Origin of the sequence: Hymenobacter profundi (assembly GCF_019334315.1) — a bacterium.
Taxonomy (GTDB): domain Bacteria; phylum Bacteroidota; class Bacteroidia; order Cytophagales; family Hymenobacteraceae; genus Hymenobacter; species Hymenobacter profundi.
On record NZ_JAHWGL010000087.1, the window covers coordinates 1 to 20,560 of the forward strand.

14 protein-coding genes and 1 tRNA gene are annotated in these 20,560 nt (G+C 57.6%); 8 read left to right on the top strand and 7 right to left on the bottom strand.

Going from position 1 to position 20,560, the window contains the following annotated elements; all coding sequences use genetic code 11:
- Nucleotides 1–80 precede the first annotated feature (80 nt).
- On the bottom strand, nucleotides 81–4,025 hold the full coding sequence (locus KYK14_RS16945) for a metallophosphoesterase (protein ID WP_219160490.1): 3,945 nt from the start codon (nucleotides 4,023–4,025) through the stop codon (nucleotides 81–83).
- A gap of 275 nt (nucleotides 4,026–4,300) precedes the next feature.
- Here KYK14_RS16945 and KYK14_RS16950 point away from each other — a divergent pair, with 275 nt between their 5' ends.
- Nucleotides 4,301–5,539: a Pycsar system effector family protein gene (locus KYK14_RS16950; RefSeq protein WP_219160491.1), complete on the top strand. Its 1,239-nt coding sequence runs from the start codon at nucleotides 4,301–4,303 to the stop codon at nucleotides 5,537–5,539.
- Nucleotides 5,540–5,594: 55 nt separating this feature from the next.
- On the opposite strand, the gene KYK14_RS16955 is transcribed toward KYK14_RS16950, so the two are convergent.
- On the bottom strand, nucleotides 5,595–6,767 hold the full coding sequence (locus tag KYK14_RS16955; RefSeq protein WP_185281563.1) for a DUF2652 domain-containing protein: 1,173 nt from the start codon (nucleotides 6,765–6,767) through the stop codon (nucleotides 5,595–5,597).
- Nucleotides 6,768–6,897: 130 nt separating this feature from the next.
- On the opposite strand from KYK14_RS16955, the gene KYK14_RS16960 reads away from it, so the two are divergent.
- The 3 genes from KYK14_RS16960 to KYK14_RS16970 all read left to right on the top strand — a co-directional run bounded on the left by KYK14_RS16960 (nucleotide 6,898) and on the right by KYK14_RS16970 (nucleotide 9,768).
- A tRNA-Arg gene (locus tag KYK14_RS16960) sits at nucleotides 6,898–6,969 on the top strand.
- 750 nt (nucleotides 6,970–7,719) lie between these two features.
- Complete coding sequence (locus KYK14_RS16965; protein WP_219160493.1) at nucleotides 7,720–9,204, top strand: nicotinate phosphoribosyltransferase; 1,485 nt, start codon at nucleotides 7,720–7,722, stop codon at nucleotides 9,202–9,204.
- A 351-nt stretch (nucleotides 9,205–9,555) separates the two neighbouring features.
- Nucleotides 9,556–9,768 (top strand): heavy-metal-associated domain-containing protein, encoded by a 213-nt coding sequence (locus tag KYK14_RS16970; protein ID WP_208306658.1) that lies wholly within the window; start codon nucleotides 9,556–9,558, stop codon nucleotides 9,766–9,768.
- An 80-nt stretch (nucleotides 9,769–9,848) separates the two neighbouring features.
- Here the strand turns inward: KYK14_RS16970 and KYK14_RS16975 are convergent, their stop codons facing one another.
- Nucleotides 9,849–10,733, bottom strand: coding sequence for an alpha/beta hydrolase (locus KYK14_RS16975; protein WP_219160495.1), 885 nt, complete (start codon nucleotides 10,731–10,733; stop codon nucleotides 9,849–9,851).
- 170 nt (nucleotides 10,734–10,903) lie between these two features.
- Here KYK14_RS16975 and KYK14_RS16980 point away from each other — a divergent pair, with 170 nt between their 5' ends.
- Complete coding sequence (locus tag KYK14_RS16980; protein ID WP_219160497.1) at nucleotides 10,904–11,635, top strand: tetratricopeptide repeat protein; 732 nt, start codon at nucleotides 10,904–10,906, stop codon at nucleotides 11,633–11,635.
- Between the two features lie 80 nt (nucleotides 11,636–11,715).
- Nucleotides 11,716–12,456, top strand: a complete 741-nt coding sequence (locus KYK14_RS16985; RefSeq protein WP_219160499.1) for a hypothetical protein — start codon at nucleotides 11,716–11,718, stop codon at nucleotides 12,454–12,456.
- 115 nt (nucleotides 12,457–12,571) lie between these two features.
- Here the strand turns inward: KYK14_RS16985 and KYK14_RS16990 are convergent, their stop codons facing one another.
- Entirely contained in the window at nucleotides 12,572–15,034 is a 2,463-nt protein-coding gene (locus KYK14_RS16990) for a M4 family metallopeptidase (protein ID WP_219160501.1), read from the bottom strand.
- A gap of 290 nt (nucleotides 15,035–15,324) precedes the next feature.
- On the opposite strand from KYK14_RS16990, the gene KYK14_RS16995 reads away from it, so the two are divergent.
- On the top strand, nucleotides 15,325–16,119 hold the full coding sequence (locus KYK14_RS16995) for an SDR family oxidoreductase (protein ID WP_219160503.1): 795 nt from the start codon (nucleotides 15,325–15,327) through the stop codon (nucleotides 16,117–16,119).
- Between the two features lie 169 nt (nucleotides 16,120–16,288).
- On the opposite strand, the gene KYK14_RS17000 is transcribed toward KYK14_RS16995, so the two are convergent.
- Both KYK14_RS17000 and KYK14_RS17005 read right to left on the bottom strand, forming a co-directional pair.
- Nucleotides 16,289–17,164, bottom strand: coding sequence for an ATP-grasp domain-containing protein (locus KYK14_RS17000; RefSeq protein WP_219160504.1), 876 nt, complete (start codon nucleotides 17,162–17,164; stop codon nucleotides 16,289–16,291).
- Nucleotides 17,165–17,347: 183 nt separating this feature from the next.
- Nucleotides 17,348–18,655 (bottom strand): amidohydrolase, encoded by a 1,308-nt coding sequence (locus tag KYK14_RS17005; RefSeq protein ID WP_219160506.1) that lies wholly within the window; start codon nucleotides 18,653–18,655, stop codon nucleotides 17,348–17,350.
- Between the two features lie 127 nt (nucleotides 18,656–18,782).
- On the opposite strand from KYK14_RS17005, the gene KYK14_RS17010 reads away from it, so the two are divergent.
- On the top strand, nucleotides 18,783–19,439 hold the full coding sequence (locus KYK14_RS17010; protein ID WP_219160508.1) for a phosphatase PAP2-related protein: 657 nt from the start codon (nucleotides 18,783–18,785) through the stop codon (nucleotides 19,437–19,439).
- Between the two features lie 152 nt (nucleotides 19,440–19,591).
- Here the strand turns inward: KYK14_RS17010 and KYK14_RS17015 are convergent, their stop codons facing one another.
- Nucleotides 19,592–20,374 carry an SDR family NAD(P)-dependent oxidoreductase gene (locus KYK14_RS17015; RefSeq protein ID WP_219160510.1) on the bottom strand — a complete coding sequence of 261 codons (783 nt, stop codon included), beginning with the start codon at nucleotides 20,372–20,374 and terminating at the stop codon, nucleotides 19,592–19,594.
- Nucleotides 20,375–20,560 lie beyond the last annotated feature (186 nt).

Below are 20,560 nucleotides of genomic sequence, written 5' to 3' on the forward strand. Positions count from 1 at the left end.
GCCAGAACGGCTAGCGTAGCAACGACTCGTTCTAGCTTGAGAAGGTCCTTCACTGCGTTCAGGATGACAATCAGAAATTACTAAAACAGGAAGTCGAATCCGACGAAAATCAGCTTCTCCTCGCCCACCGAATAGGTCGCATTCAGTACGGCTTGCTTCAGCACGTCAATCCAGATGCCGCCACCATAGGACGTATGGAAGGCCTTTAGGCCGGTTTGCACATCGTTACCAGAGTACACGCGGGCAGCATCGGTGTGGCCCAGAATACCAAATTTGCCGGGCACCAGGTAGGCGTTGAAGGTGAAGAGCTGCAAGCGGGCTTCCAGGTTGCCGTAGAGCGAGCTGCGGCCGGCGTAGCGCGTGCGGCGGTAGCCGCGCAGGTTGGCCGCCGCAATGGTGGCGTTAGACTGTCCGCCCAAGGTGTTGGCCTGGTAGAAGCGGTAGTCGCCGATGTTGTGCGCCACGCCCACGCGGCCGGCCCAGGTAAGCTGGAAGGGGAAGTTGGGGCTGATGTAGGCGCGGAACTCCGAGGCAATGCGGCCGTAGTTCAGTTCCTCGCCGCCCAACTGGTGGTTGAACTCGGCGCTGTTGTACCAGCGCAAGCCAATGCGGGGGTTCTTAGGCGAGCTAACCGCGTCGATATTCATGTAGGCCTTGGCGCCCAGGTAGCGGTTCAGCTGGAAATCGGAAGGCCGAATGCCTAGAGCCGCGCCGGTGTAGCCGTTGTTGATACCCTGCTGAATCTGGTTGCCCACGTCAAACGTCGACACCCGGAACTGGTCGTACTGCGGGCCAAAGCCGACTTTCAGGAAGCTGAACACGTCCTTCTCCAGCATAGGCGCCACGTACAGGCGCGAGAAGCGGACGCGGTAGTTATCGTTGATTTCGCGGTTGCGCACCCGGTCATCGGTCTGCTCGGCCAGGATGTTGCGCGAGTCGTTGCCCTTACCGAAGTAGTTATAGAGCAGCTGCGGCCCGTAGAGCTGGCTGTTGATTTTCAAATCAAACTTGCCCAGCACATCCACAAAAGTACCCGTGTAGCGAATGTTGTAAGCATTGCGCGAAGGTGCCCAGTTAGCCACCAGCGTTTGCTCGGTAGCGAAAGGTGCGCGCCGGAAGCCATACGTGCGGTACGTTACGCCACCTCCCACAAACAAACCATCGTCAATGTTGTAGCCGAAGTAGGCTGCCGGCCCGAAGTAGTTGAGGCGGTAGTCTTTGCGGTCGGCACGGTTGGGGTTGTCGTAGCGGCTCACGTCGTTGCCGGGCTCCAGGTGCAGGCGCGTTTCGGAGCCCGCGTTGATGACGTTGGCCGAGTCTACCTCGTTGTCGTACACCAGCGTTTTGTGGCGCCGGAACAGGCCACCTACCCGCGAGTTGTCGGTAATGGTATCCTTATCAATACCGCCGATGATGCGCAGGTTAGGCCCACCATTCGACTGGCCAGTGACTTTGTAAATATCGTTGCCGGCAAAACCGTAGAGGCGCACGTCCTTGGTTACGTCGCCATCAATCACCTTATCGAACAGCACCTTATTGGTGTTGCCCTTCTTGCTGATTTTGGTCATGGTCACGTGCATCTTGCTATCGGGTAGGCGCTCTACCTCAAACAGTTCGCGCTTCTGGCTACCCTTCACCTCTATCACCTTGTTCAGCATGCCGTAGTAGTCGGCAGCCAACTGAGGCAGCAGGTCGCGGCGGTTTTTGAGCTTGGCCACAATCTCGGCGCCGTGCAGGGCATAGATGTCGGCGGGCCATTGCTTCTTGAACGCCTGCTCAATCTCAGCGTCAGTAAGGCGGTTTTTCATGTCCTCGGCAATCTTCACCCACTGCTTCTGCGTCAGCTCGCCCAGAAAGCGCCGGTCGTTGCTGAGGGCCGTCAGGTTCAGGCCGCGCCAGTCAGCGTAGTCGTTGCCGAAGTTCTGGAAGTTGCGCACCGCAAACTTCCGCGAGGCCAGGTAGGGCAGCAGGCCGTCACCTTTAAAGAAGGCCACGTCGCGGTCTTCGGGCACAGCCGTAAACTTCCGGTCGCCGTCTTCGTCCTTTTTCTCGGCCCAGCGCCACTGGTCTTCGTGCCGGTCCCAGTCGCCAATCCACATATCAAATAGGCGCGAGCGAGCAAAATCTTTCTTGTCTACCTGGTTGTCGTTGTCTTGCTCCAGGCGCTCCATCACACGGTCGGTGCCTACCAAGTTGGTGGCATAGTCCAGCGAGGCCACGTTGCTCTGGTCGTCCTTGGCGTCTTCTTCCAGCATAGCCGTAGTGTTGGCGAAGCGGTTGTAGTACTGCGCCAGTCGAGGGTCTTGCGGAATGAAGCGCGGCACCGGGTTGGTGTGCAAGATGCCCGCCGCCGAGGCCAGCGGGGGTAGGGCAAACGCCGCGTAAGGGTGTTGGGCCGAAATCTGGTCTTGCAGCAGGTCCTTGGCCGCCCCATCGCGCAGGGCTTCGGGCAGCACGGCGGCGGGGTCTTTGTCGAGGCTGCGCAGGGTGTAGTTGCGGTTCTCGTCGTTGCGGAGCTTCAGCGAGGCCGTTTGTTTGCCGCCGCCTACCTTATAGGGCGTCAGGCCACCTTTCTCATGCGCCAGGTCCAGCACCGGAAACGCTACGGGCGTAGCCCACTCCTTGCGGTAGTGCTTGCCAAAGATGAGATTGTGGAACCCGTTGTGGTCGTTATACGCTGGGTTGATGGCCACCGTCACGGTGCTGTCGCGGAAATCACGCTGGGGCGCGTTGGGTAGCGTTTGGCCCGGCGTGCCGCCTACTTGCTTGGTGGCCACATCCTTCTGCAAGGCGTAGTTAGGCGCCCGGAACACCAAGCGGCCGTTTTCGCCCCGCTCATTCGGAATCCAGTACTCCGTCCATACCTCGCCGTTGGTGTAGTAGTTCACGCGGGCAAAGCCTTTTTCCTTATCAGAGAAGACGGCGTCGCCGCCCCTACCCGGCTTCACGTGCTGGGTTTTGCAACCCGAGCCGCTGGTCACGAACGTCATGTTCTGCTCGCGGAAAAACTGCAAGTTGTGCTCGTGTCCGGCCGCGTAGATGATGTTGGGATACTTAGCAAAAATCTCCATCATCCCCTGCTTATACGCCTGGTACTGAGGGTGAGGCAGGTCTTGGCTGATGCCACCATACTTGCGCGCCAGCGGGTAGATAGAGCCAATGACGGGCAACGGCAGATAGGCGTACTTATAGACAATGGACAGCGGGAACAAGTGGTCCGTGAACGTGAAGTAGCCGCCGTGGATGCCATCCGAAAACAGCGGGTGGTGGGCCACCACCATGATGTTCTTGTTCTTGTTGCGGGCAATGATGTCTTCGAGCTGGGTGAAGAAATCCGTTTCGTTGGCTACGCCACAGTCGTTGTTGTTGCCGTAGGGTCGCTCGCCGTTGGTCTGCAAAAACCATTGCGAATTCACGGCAATCATCACCAAGTTATCGTTGAGCTGAATCTCGTAGGGGCCGGGGCAGGCGTCGCGCGGAATGAAAAAGTCGCCGGTATAGGCAAACGCCGCGGAGTCACTCTTCAGGTAATTTTCCACGAAGTCCTGCTCGCGGTTCACCTGCTCCACGCTGCCGTCGTGGCCCTGCTTCCAGTCGTGGTTGCCCGGAATCATGTACTTCTCGCCCTGATAACCTTCTAGGGCTTTGAGCTGAGCCACCATGCGCTCCTCTGACACCTTGCGGTCAAACGCATCTTCTGGGGGCAGGCCATACTCGTAGATGTTGTCCCCCAGAAACACGGTGGTGCTCTTAGGGCCCGCGGCCAGAATCTGGCGGCGCAGAAAGTTCAACGATGGCTCCCCGCCCACCTTAGCGTCGGCGGGCTTGCCCACGTCGCCAATCAGAAAAACGGTATAGCGCAGCTGGCTGCTATCAGGCGGCGTCAGCGACTCCCAGTTCTTACCCTCACCACGGTAATTTGGCCGCTCCGGATGCGGCGTTTGCGTGGCTTGGCCCTGTGCCGACAGTGCGCTCGATCCTCCAAGAGCCAGCGACAGGAAATAATGCAAAATCTTTCTTCTCATACGAAGGAAATAAACAGAACTTTGACCACTATGTGTCGCTTCATGCTCTGTGAACCGCTCTACAGCTGTTCAGTTAGATAATTTCAGTAAACTTATTCAGGGATTTCCACTGTTCGGGTGAGTTGACACCTTATTTGCATGGTGCAGAGCCCTACGCAAATGCTGCCTTCACAGTTTGGATAGAGCCACACAAAAACCTCCGGACGGCATTCCCGTTGTAAACCGATGGGGCGCACCAGCCGGGCTTGTTGCGCTTCCTCAGCCTCTCCTTTTATATGGAAACTACCGCCACGCTACAGCCTACTAAGGCCGAGATAGTTAAGAAAGCCAAGGCTTATATAACGAAGCTTTTCGAGGAAAAGCTGCCGAAGCAACTTGTCTATCATAATTTAGACCACACCGTGAACACGGTGCGGGAGGCGCGGGCGCTGGGCCAAGATGCCGGTCTGAGCGAAGAAGACCAAGAGGCCTTAGTACTAGCGGCGTGGTTTCACGACGCAGGCTACACTGAAGAATACGACGGGCACGAGTACCGCAGTATGGTCCTGGCCGAGCAGTGGCTACAAGAGCAGCACTACCCCGCCGACCGCACTGCACTGGTAGTAGATATGATTCGGGCCACGCACCGCGACGAGCCGCGCACTACCCAGTTACAGCACCTGCTGGTAGATGCCGATATGAGCAACACCGGCCGCGAGGATTTTGCGGCCCGCGCCGAGCTATTGCGCGCCGAGTGGGAAGTGGCCCAGGGCCGCACCTTTTCCAATGTAGGCTGGGCCGAGTCGCAGCTCGATTTTCTGATGTCGTTCAAGTTCCTCACCACCGTGGCCAAAAGCCGCTACAAGGAGCAGCTAAAGGAAAACATCAAGGACCAGCGCAAGCTGCTGAAGAAAACCGAGAAGAAGCGCAAGGAAAAAGACAAAGCCCGCACCGAAACTTTCGCTGAGCCCAAGCGCGGCATCGAAACTATGTTTCGGACCATGTACGGCAACCACATGAAGCTCTCGGACATGGCCGACAAAAAGGCCAACATGATGATTTCGCTGAATGCCGTACTCATCTCGGTTATCATCACCTACCTGGGTACCAAGGTAGGCGGCAAAACGGCGGTGCTTAGCCCGGCCATCACGCACAACCCGGTGCTATCTATTCCCATGGGCATTTTGCTGCTCACGTCGCTGGGCTCGGTGGTGTCGGCCATTCTCTCGGCCCAACCCGACGTAACGAGCTTTAAATGGCTGAAAAAGAGCCCCGAAATTGCCACTAACCGCCGCGTCAACCTGCTTTTCTTCGGCAACTTTACTAAGCTCAACCTCGACGATTTTCAAGGTGGCATGCGCGAGCTGATGCGCCAGAAAGACGCGCTCTACACCAACATGGTAACGGACGTGTACTACCTCGGCGAGGTACTCTCGCGCAAGTATCGTCTACTACGCGTCAGCTACACCATCTTCATGGTAGGTTTGATTCTTACGGCGTTATCGTTTGGTATTGTGCTGCTGTATAAGCTGTAGGGTATGAGGGTGTGAGAATAGGATGACAGACTTCTTACCTTATCCTTTAAAAACTCTACCGCCGCTCGTACATCCGCTCGCAGAGCGCAGCTAGCTTTAAGATGGAGTACCCCAGGAAACGGCGCATGCGGCGCAACTGTCCTGTGCGGATGCTTCGTTGCTGGCTGGCTACATGGCCATACTGAAATTCCAGCGTGACCAAGCAGGAACGGTCATCTACGGCTTCAATGAAGAAGAACAGCAACGAGTTGGGGAAAAGCCGGAAGTGCGAAATCTTCTCCACGTACTCTAGGCGGTCGGCCTCTTCCTCGAATAGCTGTACTGTTTGAAAGTCAATTTGCCCGTTGCCTACATCTACCTTGTAGCTGGTGCCTAGGCGGCCGGCTTTGGTTACATCGTAGTGCACGCCGGTGGCTTTTTCCATCCAGGAAGGCCGCAGCCGGAAGTTACGGACCACCCGCAGGGCGTATCCGGCTGGCACCCGCACCGCCCGGCGCACTTTCAGCACGCCGCTCTGGCTACTAGCGCCGCCGCTGCCGTCGGGCGTTGTCAGGAATTGACGCAGGGGCGTGAGGTGGGCGTAGCGGTAGCGGACGCGGCCTAAGTGTTCGTAGGCGGTAGAGCCCCGCAGCAGGCGCGTCCAGGTGAAGCTCTGCGCAATGTCGGTGGCTGGTTGCGTGCGCAGGTAGCTGTCCGAAAACAGGGCGTACTCGCTACCCATTACGTTGTTTTTGAGTAGCCGATGCACCACAATCACCTCCTTGCCCATCAGCTTGGTGTGCTGCCGGATCTGAGCCACGCTTACTGGGCCGTAGTGCACAATAATCTTAAGCGTCAGCTCGTAGCCCCGCAAAGCAGTACCCAGTTCCGAGTCGGCGTCGCGCTCCACTAGGCGCAGGTAGTTCTGAAAATCGAGGAAGATGCGGCGGCACTGCTCTACCATTTGCCGGATAGAAGGCGGCGGCCCCAGGCGGTAGAATAAAATAGCATCACCCTGAATCTCACTGACCTGCATGCCGATAATATTAGCCTCAATGAGGATTTCGAGTAGATCAGCCACCAGGAACGGGGCCAACTGGCTACCCGATTCCTGAATGAAGCGCGTGAAGCCACTAATGTCCGGAATACACAACAGGGCCGGCGTACGGTGGTCAGTTTCGGCAGTAGCCACGGCCGGACGGCGACCCGCTGCCCGGCGGGAGGCGCGCAAATCATCCAATAGGCCCATACAACGAAGTAGACAAGGAGAGGAGGAGAACGTTCATACGAAGATAGGCAGCAGGCGGCGCTCCTACCCGTTAACAACTTGGAAGACGAATTGAAATACCCGTATCTTTACCGAGTGGCGCAATCACGCTGGCTGCGTAGTTCAACGGATAGAATAGGCGTTTCCTAAACGCTTGATATGGGTTCGATTCCCGTCGCGGCTACTACGAATATTATGCTGTTTTCCATGAAAGCGCGCCCCTGAAGCGCGCTTTTTTGTGTTTTAGACGGAAAACTGAATTATAAAAATATTTTTCAAAAAATGATTCTGTCACAATTTGGAGTGCGCACCAACAATTTTTGAAGCATAAACCATCTTATTTAACCTAAAATATTGCTTATAGTTATATATTTTATTAGAAATATTATAGTCGCATTTTGATTGAAAACTACCTTTTTTGGGAGCCTTTGAAGTAGGACCTTTGGGTATACTCTTCGACCTCCGAGCTATGCAACACTCTCATCAGCCACCGACCTCGCAACAAGGCCTGCTCCAATTAATCGCCGTTATGATGCTGTCTTCCCCTAGCATCCTACCGGCTTCTGTTTCCACCGCTTCCTAGCGGTTTCACCCTTTCCATACTTCCTTTCCGTTCCTTTCCACATCCAGACCCTAAAAACCGAAGGCGCAGGCTTTCGGTTTTTGGTGTCTTATGTCGTTTCAAATCGGGTATTTTAGCGCACAACGCTTTATCTATCTGTCACTTGCTAAGGCGTTCTGCGGAACGCTTTTTTTTGCTACGGTAGCAGGTAGTAGGTGTTAGCAGGCCAGAAACGCAGATTATATCTTTTGCGCAGAAGCGAAACGCAATATAGTTTTCGGTAGCCAGGCCGCTATTTGTTCGCCGGTAGCGCGTACCTTGATGGCCCGATGGTAGCCAGTGTACCATCGGTTAGCTTCCAAGCGTTACTGCATGAATTCTGCTCCGCTCTCCGGGCTCTACGCCCCTTCACTCTCCCTCCTCACCGACCTCTACCAGCTTACCATGGCCTATGGCTATTGGCAACAGGGCATGCAGGACCGCGAGGCGGTGTTTCACTTGTATTTCCGCAAGCCACCGTTTGGGGGCGGCTACGCCGTGGCGGCGGGCCTGGCCTACGCTGTAGACTGGCTGGAACAGCTGCAATTCTCTCCTGATGACCTGGCCTACCTCGCCAGCTTGCGCGGCAGCAAGGGCACCGCGCTATTCGACCCTAAGTTTCTGGACTACCTGCGCGATCTGCGCTTCACCTGCGATGTAGATGCCGTGGCCGAGGGCACGGTAGTATTCGGCAACGAGCCGCTGGTGCGGGTGCGGGGGCCGCTGTTGCAGGCGCAGCTGGTGGAAACGGCCTTGCTCACGCTCGTCAATTTTCAGACACTGATTGCTACCAAGGCCGCCCGCATTCGGGAAGTGGCTGGCTCTGACCAGATTCTGGAATTTGGCTTGCGGCGGGCACAGGGCTTTGATGGAGGTTTGTCGGCGAGTCGGGCGGCCTACCTGGGCGGGGGCGATGGTACCTCCAACGTGCTGGCCGGACAGCGGTTTGGCATTCCCGTGCGCGGCACCCACGCCCACAGCTGGGTAATGGCTTTCGACGACGAAGAAACCGCCTTCTCAGCCTACGCGCAGGCTTTCCCCGACGATTCGGTTTTCCTGGTAGACACCTACGACACGCTAGAAGGCGTGCGCCACGCCATCAACGTAGCCCGGCAGATGCGGGCGCAGGGCCACGAGCTAGGCGGCATCCGCCTCGACTCGGGCGACTTGGCCTACCTCAGCCGCGAGGCCCGCGCCCTGCTCGACGAGGCCGGCTTCACGGATACGCGCATTGTGGCCAGCAATGATCTGGAGGAAAACCTCATCACCAGCCTCAAACAGCAAGGCGCCCGCATCGACACCTGGGGAGTAGGTACGCAACTGGTAACGGCCTACAACCAGCCGGCCCTGGGGGGCGTGTACAAGCTGGCCGCGCTGCGCAAATCCGACGATTCGGGCTGGGACTACACCGTGAAGCTGTCGGAGCAGATCATTAAAACCAGCATTCCCGGCATTTTGCAGGTGCGCCGCTACGAAAACGAGAAAGGCCAGCCCCGCGCCGACATGCTCTACAACACCGCAGAGCCTCTACCCGAGTCGCTGACCATTGTAGACCCCACTGACCTCACGCGCCGGCGGTCTATCCGCTCTACTAATTTCCGGGAGCTGCTGGAGCCTATTTTCCGGCGTGGCGAGCTGGTGCATCAGCTTCCTACTCTGGCTGAAAGCCGCGCCCGCGCTCTGCGGGAAGTACAGAGCCTCGACCCCAGTATCCGCCGTTTCCTCAACCCGCACGTGTACCCCGTGGGCCTGGAGGCTACGTTGCACGACTACCGCACCCAACTGATTCTGGAGAAGCGCCCGCAACGGCCGGCGTAAGCCTTTTGCTTGTTGCTTCCGCCCTCGCTCGGCTGTACCGAGTGAGGACTACGTGTGAGGGGCAGTGCCCCAAATCCGGCCGCGCCGTTTGCGCAACACCGCGCTAACGTGAAGTAGACGCGCGCAGCAGAGCTGCTTGGGCGTAGGGCTCACTCGGTACAGCCGAGCGAGTGCGGAGTGCAGATAGCTGAGCAAAGGCAGAAATAATAGTAAACCGAATTCTATACACTGCCACCCGAAGCTTACACGCCTCTGCACGACACTTTCTACCCTGTTTCTTGTTCTATCCTTATCTAATCAGCCATCATGCAGCTTCAATAGCTGCCCTTTCGGCTTTACATGCTACACTCCATGAATACTTTAAAATTCAAAACTACCATCAACTGCGGCGGCTGCGTGCGCGCCGTAACTGGCCCACTGAATGAAGAACCTGCTATTTCCAACTGGCAGGTTGACACCGATAACCCCGATAAAATTCTGACTGTACAGGGCGACAACGTGCAGCCGGAGCAGGTAATCCGGGCCGTGCAGGAAGCTGGCTTCGAGATTGAGCCGGTGGCGTAATCAATTGACTAACGCTCTTTATAAGGAATATTGAGAACATCCCGTTGCGCTGTGCGCAACGGGATGTTCTGCTTTCCACCCTACCCTACCTTCGCTCCTACCATTTTCAGCAGTTGCTGATAGATGATGTTGTGCTGCCAGAATAGCTGCAACACCATCGGGACGTGCTTCTTACCCGGCAACACCGTGTAGCCGGGCTGTTGCCCCAGTGCTTGTAACCTCTCCCGAAACCGGGCGCTACTACTCTGGATAGAAGGATACGTATCGCCGCCCACGAACAGTAGGAAAGGCGGGCTACTGGCCGATACGAAATACATGGCGGAGGTAGCGCGCCATACGGCGGGGTCTTTGCCGAAAGGCACCAGATATTGTTCGTCGCCGGGGTACTGCATCTTTTGGAGGTAGTCGAGCATGTCCAGGCCGGCGGGGTCGTCGAGGATGGCGCCGCGGACGGGGTTGTGGGCCAGCCCCCAACGCGTGAACAACTCGTCTTTGGTAGCGAGCAATGCCGCTAGCCCACCGCCGGCCGAGTGGCCCATCACGAACAGGCGTTGCGGGTCGCCACCGTACTCGGCCACGTGTTGGGTGGTCCAGACCACAGCGCGGGCGCAGTCGTCGGCCATTTGCGGCACGCGCACCTGCGGAGCCAGCCGATAGCTGATGATGACGGCCACTACCCCCTGCTTCGCCAGCCTCCGCCCGATAAAGGAATACAGGTTTTTGCTGCCGCTGTCCCAGTTGCCGCCGTGGATAAAGACCACTACCGGCAAGGGCTGCGGCCCGCGCTGGCGGGGCGTGTACACATCCAACACTTGGCGCCCGGCCAGGTAGGCCGAGTCGGTAGGAGGCACGTAGGCAACGTCGCGGATGCGGCGACTGGGCCGGGCAACGGCATATTCATTGGCAACTAGCAGCAAAAGCAAGCCGGCTACGATGGCCGGCAGTCCGTAGCGAAAAAAAGGCATAAAGCGAGTAAGACGAAATACAGGAAGTAGCCCATACGTACTCGGCCCGGCAGCGGGCGGATTGCCGGCTGCCACGGAAGCATTGTAGTTGCGTGGTGCGGCGTTGTATATTTGTTAGCTAACATTGCACGTTACCACTTTATCGTTCGTTTTCCTGCTTCTTTTGCTTGATGAAAAATATTCTGATTCCCTGCGCGCTGCTGTTCGCTTTCCTGGCTACTACACCGGCGCAGGCGCAGCGCAAATCCAAATCCAAGGGTAAAACTGAGTCGGTTGCTACCACTATCACGGCGGCCAGCCGGGTGCAGCCGTTGTTTGGGGGGCTATCGGCGGCGCAAGCCGAGCAGGCGCTGGGCGCTACCTACTTGGGCAACATCCAGAAAAGCTTTGCGTCGCGCACCGAGGCCAGCGACTTTTTTGCTACCAAAGGCTTCGAGTACCTCAACGAAGGTCAAATCGACACGGCTACCTACCGTCTCAACCTGGCGTGGGTGCTCAACCCCAAGAATCCCCTACCCTACCGGGGTCTGGGCGTGATTGCCAGCCAGCAGCCTACCCCCGATGCCTCCATCGACCTGCTCAACCAAGCGCTGGCCCTAGCGCCCAACGACAACCAGGCCCTCAGCGACTTGGGTAGCCTCTACCTGATTCGGTATGAGCGGACCAAAAAGAAAAAAGACCTGACCACCAGCACCGATTTTCTGAACAAAGCCCTGGCCGCCGACTCTACCAACGCTACTGCCTGGCAGCAACTGGCCCGCGTGTACTACATTCAGGAAGACTACGCCAAGGCTTGGAATGCCGTGCACCAAGGCCAAAAATACAGCGTGGCCAGCATCGATTTCAATTTCATCACTGAGTTGATAGCCAAGCAGCCCGACCCCCAGGGCACGTTTAAGTAACGGCAGCTTACTGTTTGAACGTTATGCGTGGCATGACGGTCTTTTCCCTACCTACCCTACCAACCTCTTTCGTTTCTCCCGTGAAATCCTACCTCCTGTCTGCTGCCCTCGTTGCCTTGTCCTTGTCCGTTTGTGCACAGGACCACCCCGAGCGCCGCAAACGGCATTATGACATGCAGGCCCGCACGTACTACCGGGGTCCGGTACGCTTTTCGGCTGGCGCCGGCGTTGGCCTATACAACGGCGACCTGACGAAGGGGCTCAGCAATCAACTACCCGGCCCTAGCTTTAGCCTGGGCGTGCTCTACCCCGTGCATCCGCACTGGACGGTAGGCACTGAGGCCACCTACTTTCAGATAGGTTCTACGGACTACCTACCCGAGCGCAACCTCGCTTTCCGAGGGCGCAACGGCACGGGCACGGTATTCGTGCGCTTCGAGCCCCTGCGCGATGGGGCTTATTATGCCACCCCACGGCCGGCGCCCACAGCCCTTGTGAAGCCCTACCTGAAACTGGGGGTAGGCCTGGCCCTCTACAGCCCTAAAGCCTACAACGGCACCACCCGCCCCGACGACAACACCTCGTTTCTGCGCCCCGAGCGCGGCGACTACCCTGCCTTGGCGATAGTAGCACCCGTGGGCCTGGGCGTAACCCTGCGCCTCACACCCAAACTCAACGCCACCGCCGAAGCCGCCTACTACTTCACCACCACCGACCAGCTCGACGATATCAGTACCGGCCTTGGTCGTTCCAGCTCCGCGCTCAACGATGGGTATGGGTTGGTTGAGTTGAAGCTGGAGTACTCGCCGTGGAGTAAGTAGGCACATTTCGCGGCCACTACCTACTGTGGGATGTAGGCAGATCAGAGCCTATTCAACAAGAAAAGGCCCGATGCAGCGTGCATCGGGCCTTTTCTTATGGGTAGCGAATTACGTGCTACTCCTTCACAAACCGCTGGTGGAAGGTTTTCTGCCCGTCGCTGATGCTCAGGATGTACACGCCTTTTGCCAGGTTTGATACGTTCAACTCGCCTTTGCCAGCATACGGTACGGCTACTTTCGTCCCGCGGATATCCATCACTTCCACGCCCGCTATGGTGCCGTTGTCGGGTAGGGAAATGGCTACGTGGTCGGTGGCGGGGTTGGGGTAGACAGACACCTGGCGCGCAGGCGCTTTGGCATCGAGGGTGGTGATGCCTGTGAGGCTGGCTACGCCTGTGTTGTCGGCAGCCAGGGTGCCGCCTGTGATGTTCACCGAATAGTCTTCGGTTTCGCCGTAGGTGTAGGTGCCGCAGCTGGTGGTAGCCGCATTATCGCTCATCACAACACGCATGCGGGTTTTGCCGGTTTTGGCCGTGGCCGGCACCGTAAAGGTAGCGCTTAGGGTACCGCTGCTGCCGCTGCTGCCACCCACTACATTCTCGCCGGTATCTGTAAAGTCGCCGTCCTGATTGTAGTCGATGTATACGTCCCAGTTCTCGGTGTAGGCTGAAGAAGCAAAGCCCGCGCTGAAGCTGATGGTCTGAGAAGAGCCGGCTGCAACAGACGTGCTCAGGGCCGTGCCATCGTAGTAGCCGCCGTCTTTGCCCGAGGTGCGCGCAATGCTACCCAGCTTCACGTAGTCAATCCACTCGTAGGATATATCAGTGCCCTTCGAGGTGCAGTAGGCAACCGTGGTGGGTGGTGGCGTGGTGGTACCACCACCGGAGTAGGCCGCACCTACCCCCACAGCGTACCATGCATTGGTAGTAGCCACTACCTGCGCCGAGCCTGCCCCAAACAAATCGGTAGCTGCCTGAATGGAATAGCTGCGGGCCGCCGCATAGTTGCTCGACGAGGTAAGGTACACGTCCTCAGTCCGGAAGGCAATTTTGGCCGCGTCGGTGATGCCTACCCCTGTCACGGAGTAGCTATTGCCGCCTTCGTTGGTGCCGCTTTTGCCTTGTGTCAGGATATAGAACCAGTGGTTGAGCACACCCGAGTTGGTGTGCACGCCCCCGTTGTCGGCGGTGCCAGCATACCAGTACTGGCCTTTGTAGTAGGCCGGCTGCCCCAATGCTTTAGGGTCGCTCATAGAGCGCAGAGCGGCCTGTTGCTTGTCGATGTCTTCGCCAATTAGCCAAGTGCTTTTGGCGAGGCCGTAACGAGCGGCGTTGTACTGCTCCACGCAGGCGCCCCAGATATCGGAGAAGCCCTCATTCATGGCGCCTGACTCGTAGGAATACGTCAGGTTAGCGGTTTTTTCGCATACGGCATGGCCGATTTCGTGTGCGCATACGTCTAGCGACGTAAGCGGCCGGAAGCGGGTAGCGCCGTCGCCGTAGGTCATCACTGAGCCGTTCCAGTAGGCATTCTCGAAGCCTTTGCCGTCGCCGGGCGTGTCGTCGAAGTGCACGTAGCTTTTGATTTTGGCGCCGGCACCATCGTAGCTATTTCGCCCGAAGATATTCTTCCAGTAATCGTAGGTGGCCTGGGCACCAAAGTGCGCGTCGCCGGCTGCGTTGTCAAAATTAGCGTTGTTGTATTCGGCGGCCGTCCAGTTGTTATCCGCGTCGGTGAAATCGACGGCGCTGGTGTAGCTGTTGCCTTTCCTGCAATTGTAGGTTTCGATACCGTTACCGCGGGTGATTTCGCGCAGGCGGTAGCTGCCGTTGTAGCTGTCGGTGGCCACCGAACGGGTGCCGCTGTAGGCCGTGGCAAAGCTGCCAGTAGCAGCAGCGTGCTTGATGATGTCGTCCTTATAGACGACTTCACCCGAATGCGCATCCACGTAGAGGTAGGCGCGGCTTACGGGGGCCTTGGCGTACACATTAAATTTCCAGGCCAGTACCGTTTTAACTTCGCCTTCGCCTACCCCAATCACGACCAGCTCGCCTTTGGGCTTGTAGGTAGCCGTGGGGTCTTGCTCCTGCTCTTTCAGGAAAGCTTCTTCGGAGGCATCCTGCCACATATACTGCCGGGCGCCCACAAAGCTCATGGCCCGCTGCAACGCGGCGGCTTCGGCCAGGGCCGGCTGCACATCCAGCTTGTCGATGCGGGTAAGATGGCCGCTTAGGCTCTCAATCTGGCCCTGCTTGGCGTGCACGGTATAGTCGCCGTGCTCTACCTTGATGCCCCGGTAGTATTGTTGGTACTTTTCGTGGACATACCCCAGCGCGTCGGCCGACGTTTTGGCACGTAGGAACTGGTCGGTGGTAGCTAATTGCAACTGTTCGCGTAAGGCCTTGCTGGCTTCACTCAGCGAGTAATTGGTTTTCGCGCCGCGGAGCTCTACCAACATTGGCGCAGTGCTTTTAATTGCTTTTTCAGTCGCTGCAGGCACTTTTTGCTGTGCTTGGGCCGTAGCGATGCTTAGGCCACCGAGCAATAGCAAGGCGGCAGCAGAGTAGTTTTCTGCCATACAAATGAGTGTGGTTTGGAAAGGAAGAAAGGAAGTAGAACAATCTGCTAACAGCAGGGTATCCAAATTAAGAATATTTTAATATGCATCCACAACACGTAAGCAAACTCAATTTTTATTCTCTACTCAAGTAGCTTATCCCGTACAACTAGTAATCCCATTTGTAGACTATTGCGCTTAGGCCAATACCACGCATTGTGCAATGAGTATATTAAATTTACAAATTCGGGAATTTCTCATTGCCTGTTTTCTTTTTTGAAAGGCCGAAATCTTATACAATAATCTTCGCTATGGCAGATGTCACATCTACTTTTTCTACGGCTCGCTGGTCCCTACAAGGGCAGGTAGCCGTTGTTACGGGGGCTTCCAAAGGAATTGGGGCGGCCATTGCGGAAGAGTTACTGCGATTAGGCGCCGCAGTGCTGGCCGTAGCCCGCACCGCACCAGCGCTGGAACAGCAAGTGGCCGATTGGCAAGCGGCTGGCCTCGATGCGCACGCGCTGACCGCCGACGTTAGTCAGGCGGAGGGTAGGCAGCAAGTGCTGGATATGGTGCGCGAGCGGTGGGGCCGGCTGCATATTCTGGTCAACAACGTGGGCACCAACATTCGCAAGCCCACGGTAGACTACAGCGCCAGCGAGTTCCAATTTCTGCTGGCCACCAATCTCGAATCGACGTTTGCGCTGTGCCAGGGTGCCTACCCGCTGCTACAAGCTGCCAAGGGGAGCAGCGTGGTGAATATCTCGTCGGTGGCAGGACTGCGGCACGTGCGCACAGGCTCCATCTACGGCATGACTAAAGCTGCCATGATACAGCTCACCCGCAACTTGGCAGTAGAATGGGCAACCGACCGCATCCGCGTGAACGTGGTAGCGCCGTGGTATATCCGCACGCCCCTAGCCGAAACCGTGCTCCGCAACCCCGATTTTCTACAAAGCGTGCTTGACCGCACGCCCCTGCAACGGGTAGGCGAGCCGGAAGAGGTGAGTGCGGCCGTGGCCTTCTTGTGCCTACCCGCCGCCAGCTACATCACCGGCCAGTGCCTGAGCGTGGATGGCGGCTTTGAGGTGAATGGTTTCCAATAATCACGGATTAGAGCGGATTAGTCGGATTTTGTAGACGATTTTATCTGTCATGCTGAGCGGAGCGAAGGACTTTATGACCGCAGAACGAGTCGTTGATACGATAGTCTTTCTGCGGTCATAAAGTCCTTCGCTCCGCTCAGCATGACAGGTAGTAATAGTAGAAAACTCCTCAGCTTTTTAAAGCTGACAGCGCTTTTTCGTACTGTGCCAAGGCCGTGGGCTCGGTGGCGAGGTAGAGGAAGGGCTCAATCAACTCTAATTCCATCAGCACCAATTCGCCGTCGATTTCTACCCCGTCCACGCGGGCGTAGAGGCAGTCGGGGGCAAACTGGGCCACAATGGCATCGGCGGTGCGGCGCAGGTTCTCCGGCGCGGGCCGTGCCTGAATGCCGCCGCCTAGGTAGTGCTGCACCCGAAAATCACCGGACTTGGGGGTTTTTAGCACGCAGTGGCTGTACTCGCCACCTAAGTATATCAACGACCACTCGCCCTGCGCCTGAATCTGGGGTAGGAAGGGCTGCACCAGAAAGTCTTCGTGCTGGAGCAGCTCGTTGAGGTCGGGTGTGCGGATGGAAGACTCACCGCGCAGCAGTGCAAACGTATTTTTGGCGCCGCCACTCACGGCTGGTTTCACCACCAGGTGGTCGGTTTGCAGCGCGGCGTGGGCGGCTTCGGCATCAAAATGACTGCCGCGGGGTAGCCACTGGGTAGGCACAATGTGCACACCGGCCTGCTCCATGTCGCGCAGGTAGCGCTTGTTGGTGTTCCAACGCACTATGGCGGCGGGGTTCAGCATGGGCACTTGCAGCTGCTCCATCCGGTCCAGCCATGCGTAGAACTCCTCGATGCGGTCGAAGTAGTCCCAGGGTGATTTCAGGAGCACCACATCGTACTTTTCCCACTCCACGGCCGGGTTGGTCCACACGCGGGGCTCTACATGGTGGCCTTGCGCACGCAGGTAGTTTGTGAGTAGGCTGTCTTCGTCTTCTACATTGGGCGCGGCATACTGAGCCAGGATGTCGCAGGTAACTAAAGCAATATTCATCGCAGATTGTGCGGATTAAATGGATTTCGCGGAGGGTTGAGGGTAGGACGCAAGGTGTTGGTGTAGAATGTCATTTCGACCAACGGGAGAAATATCGCATGCAGCGCTAACCTCAACTGACAAAGATTACTGGGAGCACGCGAGATTTCTCCCGTTGGTCGAAATGACGTTCTGTAGGCATACCTACCGTTTCGCTCCCAGGTAGTCGGCGGCGAGGGTGGCTAGCGTCGTTACGCCCAGCGTCAGGCCGCTTTCGTCTACGAAAAAGTTGGGGGTATGATGCGGGGCCGTATCCGCTGGGTTTTTCCCTTTGGGCATTCCGCCCACAAACACAAACAAGCCGGGCACCTTCTCCTGGAAGTAGGCAAAGTCCTCGGCGCCAGTTACGGCCTTCTGCTCCTGCACGTTGCCAGCACCCGCCACGGCGCGCAGGGTAGGCGCCATTTGGGCCGTCAGCTTTGGGTCGTTGTAGGTCACGGGCGTGTAGTTCACAATTTCCACCTCGGCGGTGGCGCCGGCGCTGCTGGCAATACCGGTGGCAGTGCGGCGCACATCGGCCCACAGCTTCTGCTGCATGTCTTTGTCTAGGGTCCGGATGGTGCCCGTCAGCTCCACTTGCTCGGGAATGATGTTGTTGCGCACGCCGCCGTGCACCATGCCCACCGTCAGCACGGCCGCGTCTTTCGTCAATTCTGTTTGGCGGCTGATAATGGTTTGCAAGCCCAGAATAATCTGCGCGGCCGTCACCACGGGGTCCACACTCAGCCAAGGGTAGGCCCCGTGCGCCGACTTTCCTTTTACTTTGATGGTAAACACGTCGGCGGCGGCCATTTCGCCGGTGGGGCGGTAGCGCAGATTGCCTACCTCCGTTTGGGCGTTGATGTGCAGACCGAACACGGCGTCTACCTTGGGGTTCGTCAGCACGCCTTCCTGCACCATTAGCTTGGCGCCGCCGGTTTCGCCGGGTAGGGAGCCTTCTTCGGCCGGCTGAAAGATGAACTTCACGGTGCCGGGCAGGTCTTTTTTCACCTGGCTTAGCACCTCGGCTGCGCCCAGTAGCATGGCTACATGCGTATCGTGGCCGCAGGCGTGCATCACGCCTACGGGCTGGTTGTTGTAGGTGGTCTTCACTTGCGAGGCGAAGGGTAGGCCGGTGGTTTCCATTACGGGCAGGCCGTCCATATCGGCACGCAGGGCTACTACGGGGCCGGGCTTGCCGCCGCGCAAAATGCCCACTACCCCGGTGCGGGCCACGCCGGTTTGCACCTCAATGCCCAGCTTTTTGAGGTGGTCGGATATGATGCCGGCCGTGCGGGTTTCCTGGTTGCCCAGCTCGGGATGCTCGTGGATGTCGCGCCGCCAGGCAATTACCTTGCTTTCTTCCTGCGCCGCCAGCTTGGCAATACGGGCATTGAGGGCAGCGTTTTGGGCCAGGGCCGGCAGGGTAGTCAGCGCCAAGGCGGTAGTGAGCAGCGTAGAAAAACGAGGCATAGGCAGTGGATAGAGGGCATGAAAAAACGTCCTAAAGTACGCCGATGGCACCACTTTCGCATACCTGCTTTCAGAGTGTTATTTTTGTACTGTACCTACCCTTTTATAGTGCGAAGCTCCTTCTCGCATGCTCGTTTCTAGTTCTCCCGCCACTACCACACCGGCGCGCCCGCTCACTTGGTCGGCAGCTCGATACCATCCTGCCTTCCGCCTGCGGCTGCTTGTGGTGGTGCTGTTGTTGCTGGGTATTTCCTACGCGCTGCCTTTCTTCTTTGCCTTCATTCAGGCGCGGCCGGGCACGGTGCTACCCGACCCACTACTGGATGCCCTACCCGCCCGCGACGTATCTGCGCCTACCTTTGAGGTTATCTACCTGAGCATTGCGGTGGCGTTGGTCTACCTACTGCCTCGCCCTACCCTGCTGCTGCGGGCGCTGTGGGCCTATGCCTTGTTACACTTGCTGCGCGTAGCCACGCTGTGGCTATTCCCCCTGGAAGCACCTGCCCACCTGCTAGTGCTACACGACCCAGTGGTAGAGCGGTTCTTCTACGCCTCACCTACTCCCATCACCAAAGACCTGTTCTTTTCGGGTCATACTGCCACGTTGGCCCTCCTGTCCCTGGCAGTAGGTAGGAGCCGGCTGCGCCAAGTGCTGGCCGTTCTAACAGTGGTTGTAGCCACATTAGTGCTAATACAGCACGCACACTATACCTACGATGTGCTGGCAGCCGTGCCATTTGCCTTCGGCTGCTACTGGCTGGCGGGGAAAGTGGTGAAGTGGTAAGTAAAAAGCGCCTGTCATGTTGAGCGCAGCGGAGGATCTTCTCATGGTAGAACGATAAGTGTAACAACGACTCGTTCAACTGGCAGAAGGTCCTTCGCAAGCTCAAGATGACAGGCGCTTTTGCATTCACCACTTCACCACCTCACTACTTCCTACAAATGCTTCTCGTAGATACCGGCCGCAATCTTCTCTGTCAGCGACTTGGGTACGAAGCTGGTGAGCGTGGCGGAAATCTTATTGAGTGCCCCCGGAATCAGCTCGGCCTCGCCGGCCAGTAGGGCCACTACGGCGGCTTTGGCTACCTGCTCCGGCGTCATCGAGACCTTATTGGCCGTGGCTTGTAGGGCGTCGTTCATGCCGGCTCGATTGGCAAAGTCGGTGGTGGTAGAGCCAGGGCTGAGGCAGGTGACGGACACCGGTGAGTTGCGCAGCTCGTAGCGCAGGCCGCGACTGAAGCTGAGCAGAAACGCCTTGCTGGCTGCGTAGAGTGATAAGGTAGGCACCGCCTGGTAGGCCGCGGTACTGGCCACGTTCAGGATGTGGGCCTTGGGCTGGCGGCGTAGCGCAGGGAGCAAGCGGTGCGTCAGTTCTACGGGCACTTGCATATTCAGGCGCAGCATCTGTTGCTGCTCATCCAGGCCCAATTCTTCAAATCTACCCCACAGTCCGTAGCCAGCATTGTTCACTAGCACAGCTAGTTCCGGTGCGGTGGCAGTGGCCCATTCCGCCACGCGGACCGGACCATCAGCCGCGGCCAGATCGGCGGCCAGCACGTGCACCTCTACCCCAAACTGCTGGCGCAGGGTAGCGGCTACTGTTTCCAGAGCCTCTTCGGAGCGCGCCGTGAGTAGTACATGGTAGCCGTGCCGCGCCAGCTCGGTGGCAATGGCCTGCCCAATACCCCGCGAGGCGCCGGTAATAAGTGCCGTTTTCATAGGATTATTTTTGGTGGTACCCTGCCAATTACGCGTAAACCGTCATGCTGAGCGCAGCCGAAGCATCTCTACCGATAGTAATTCATAATGAATAGAATTAGCGCTGCGATAGAGATGCTTCGGCTGCGCTCAGCATGACAGCCTTGTAGTCCTTACGCTACTTCACCAAATGCAGAAAGCGCAGGT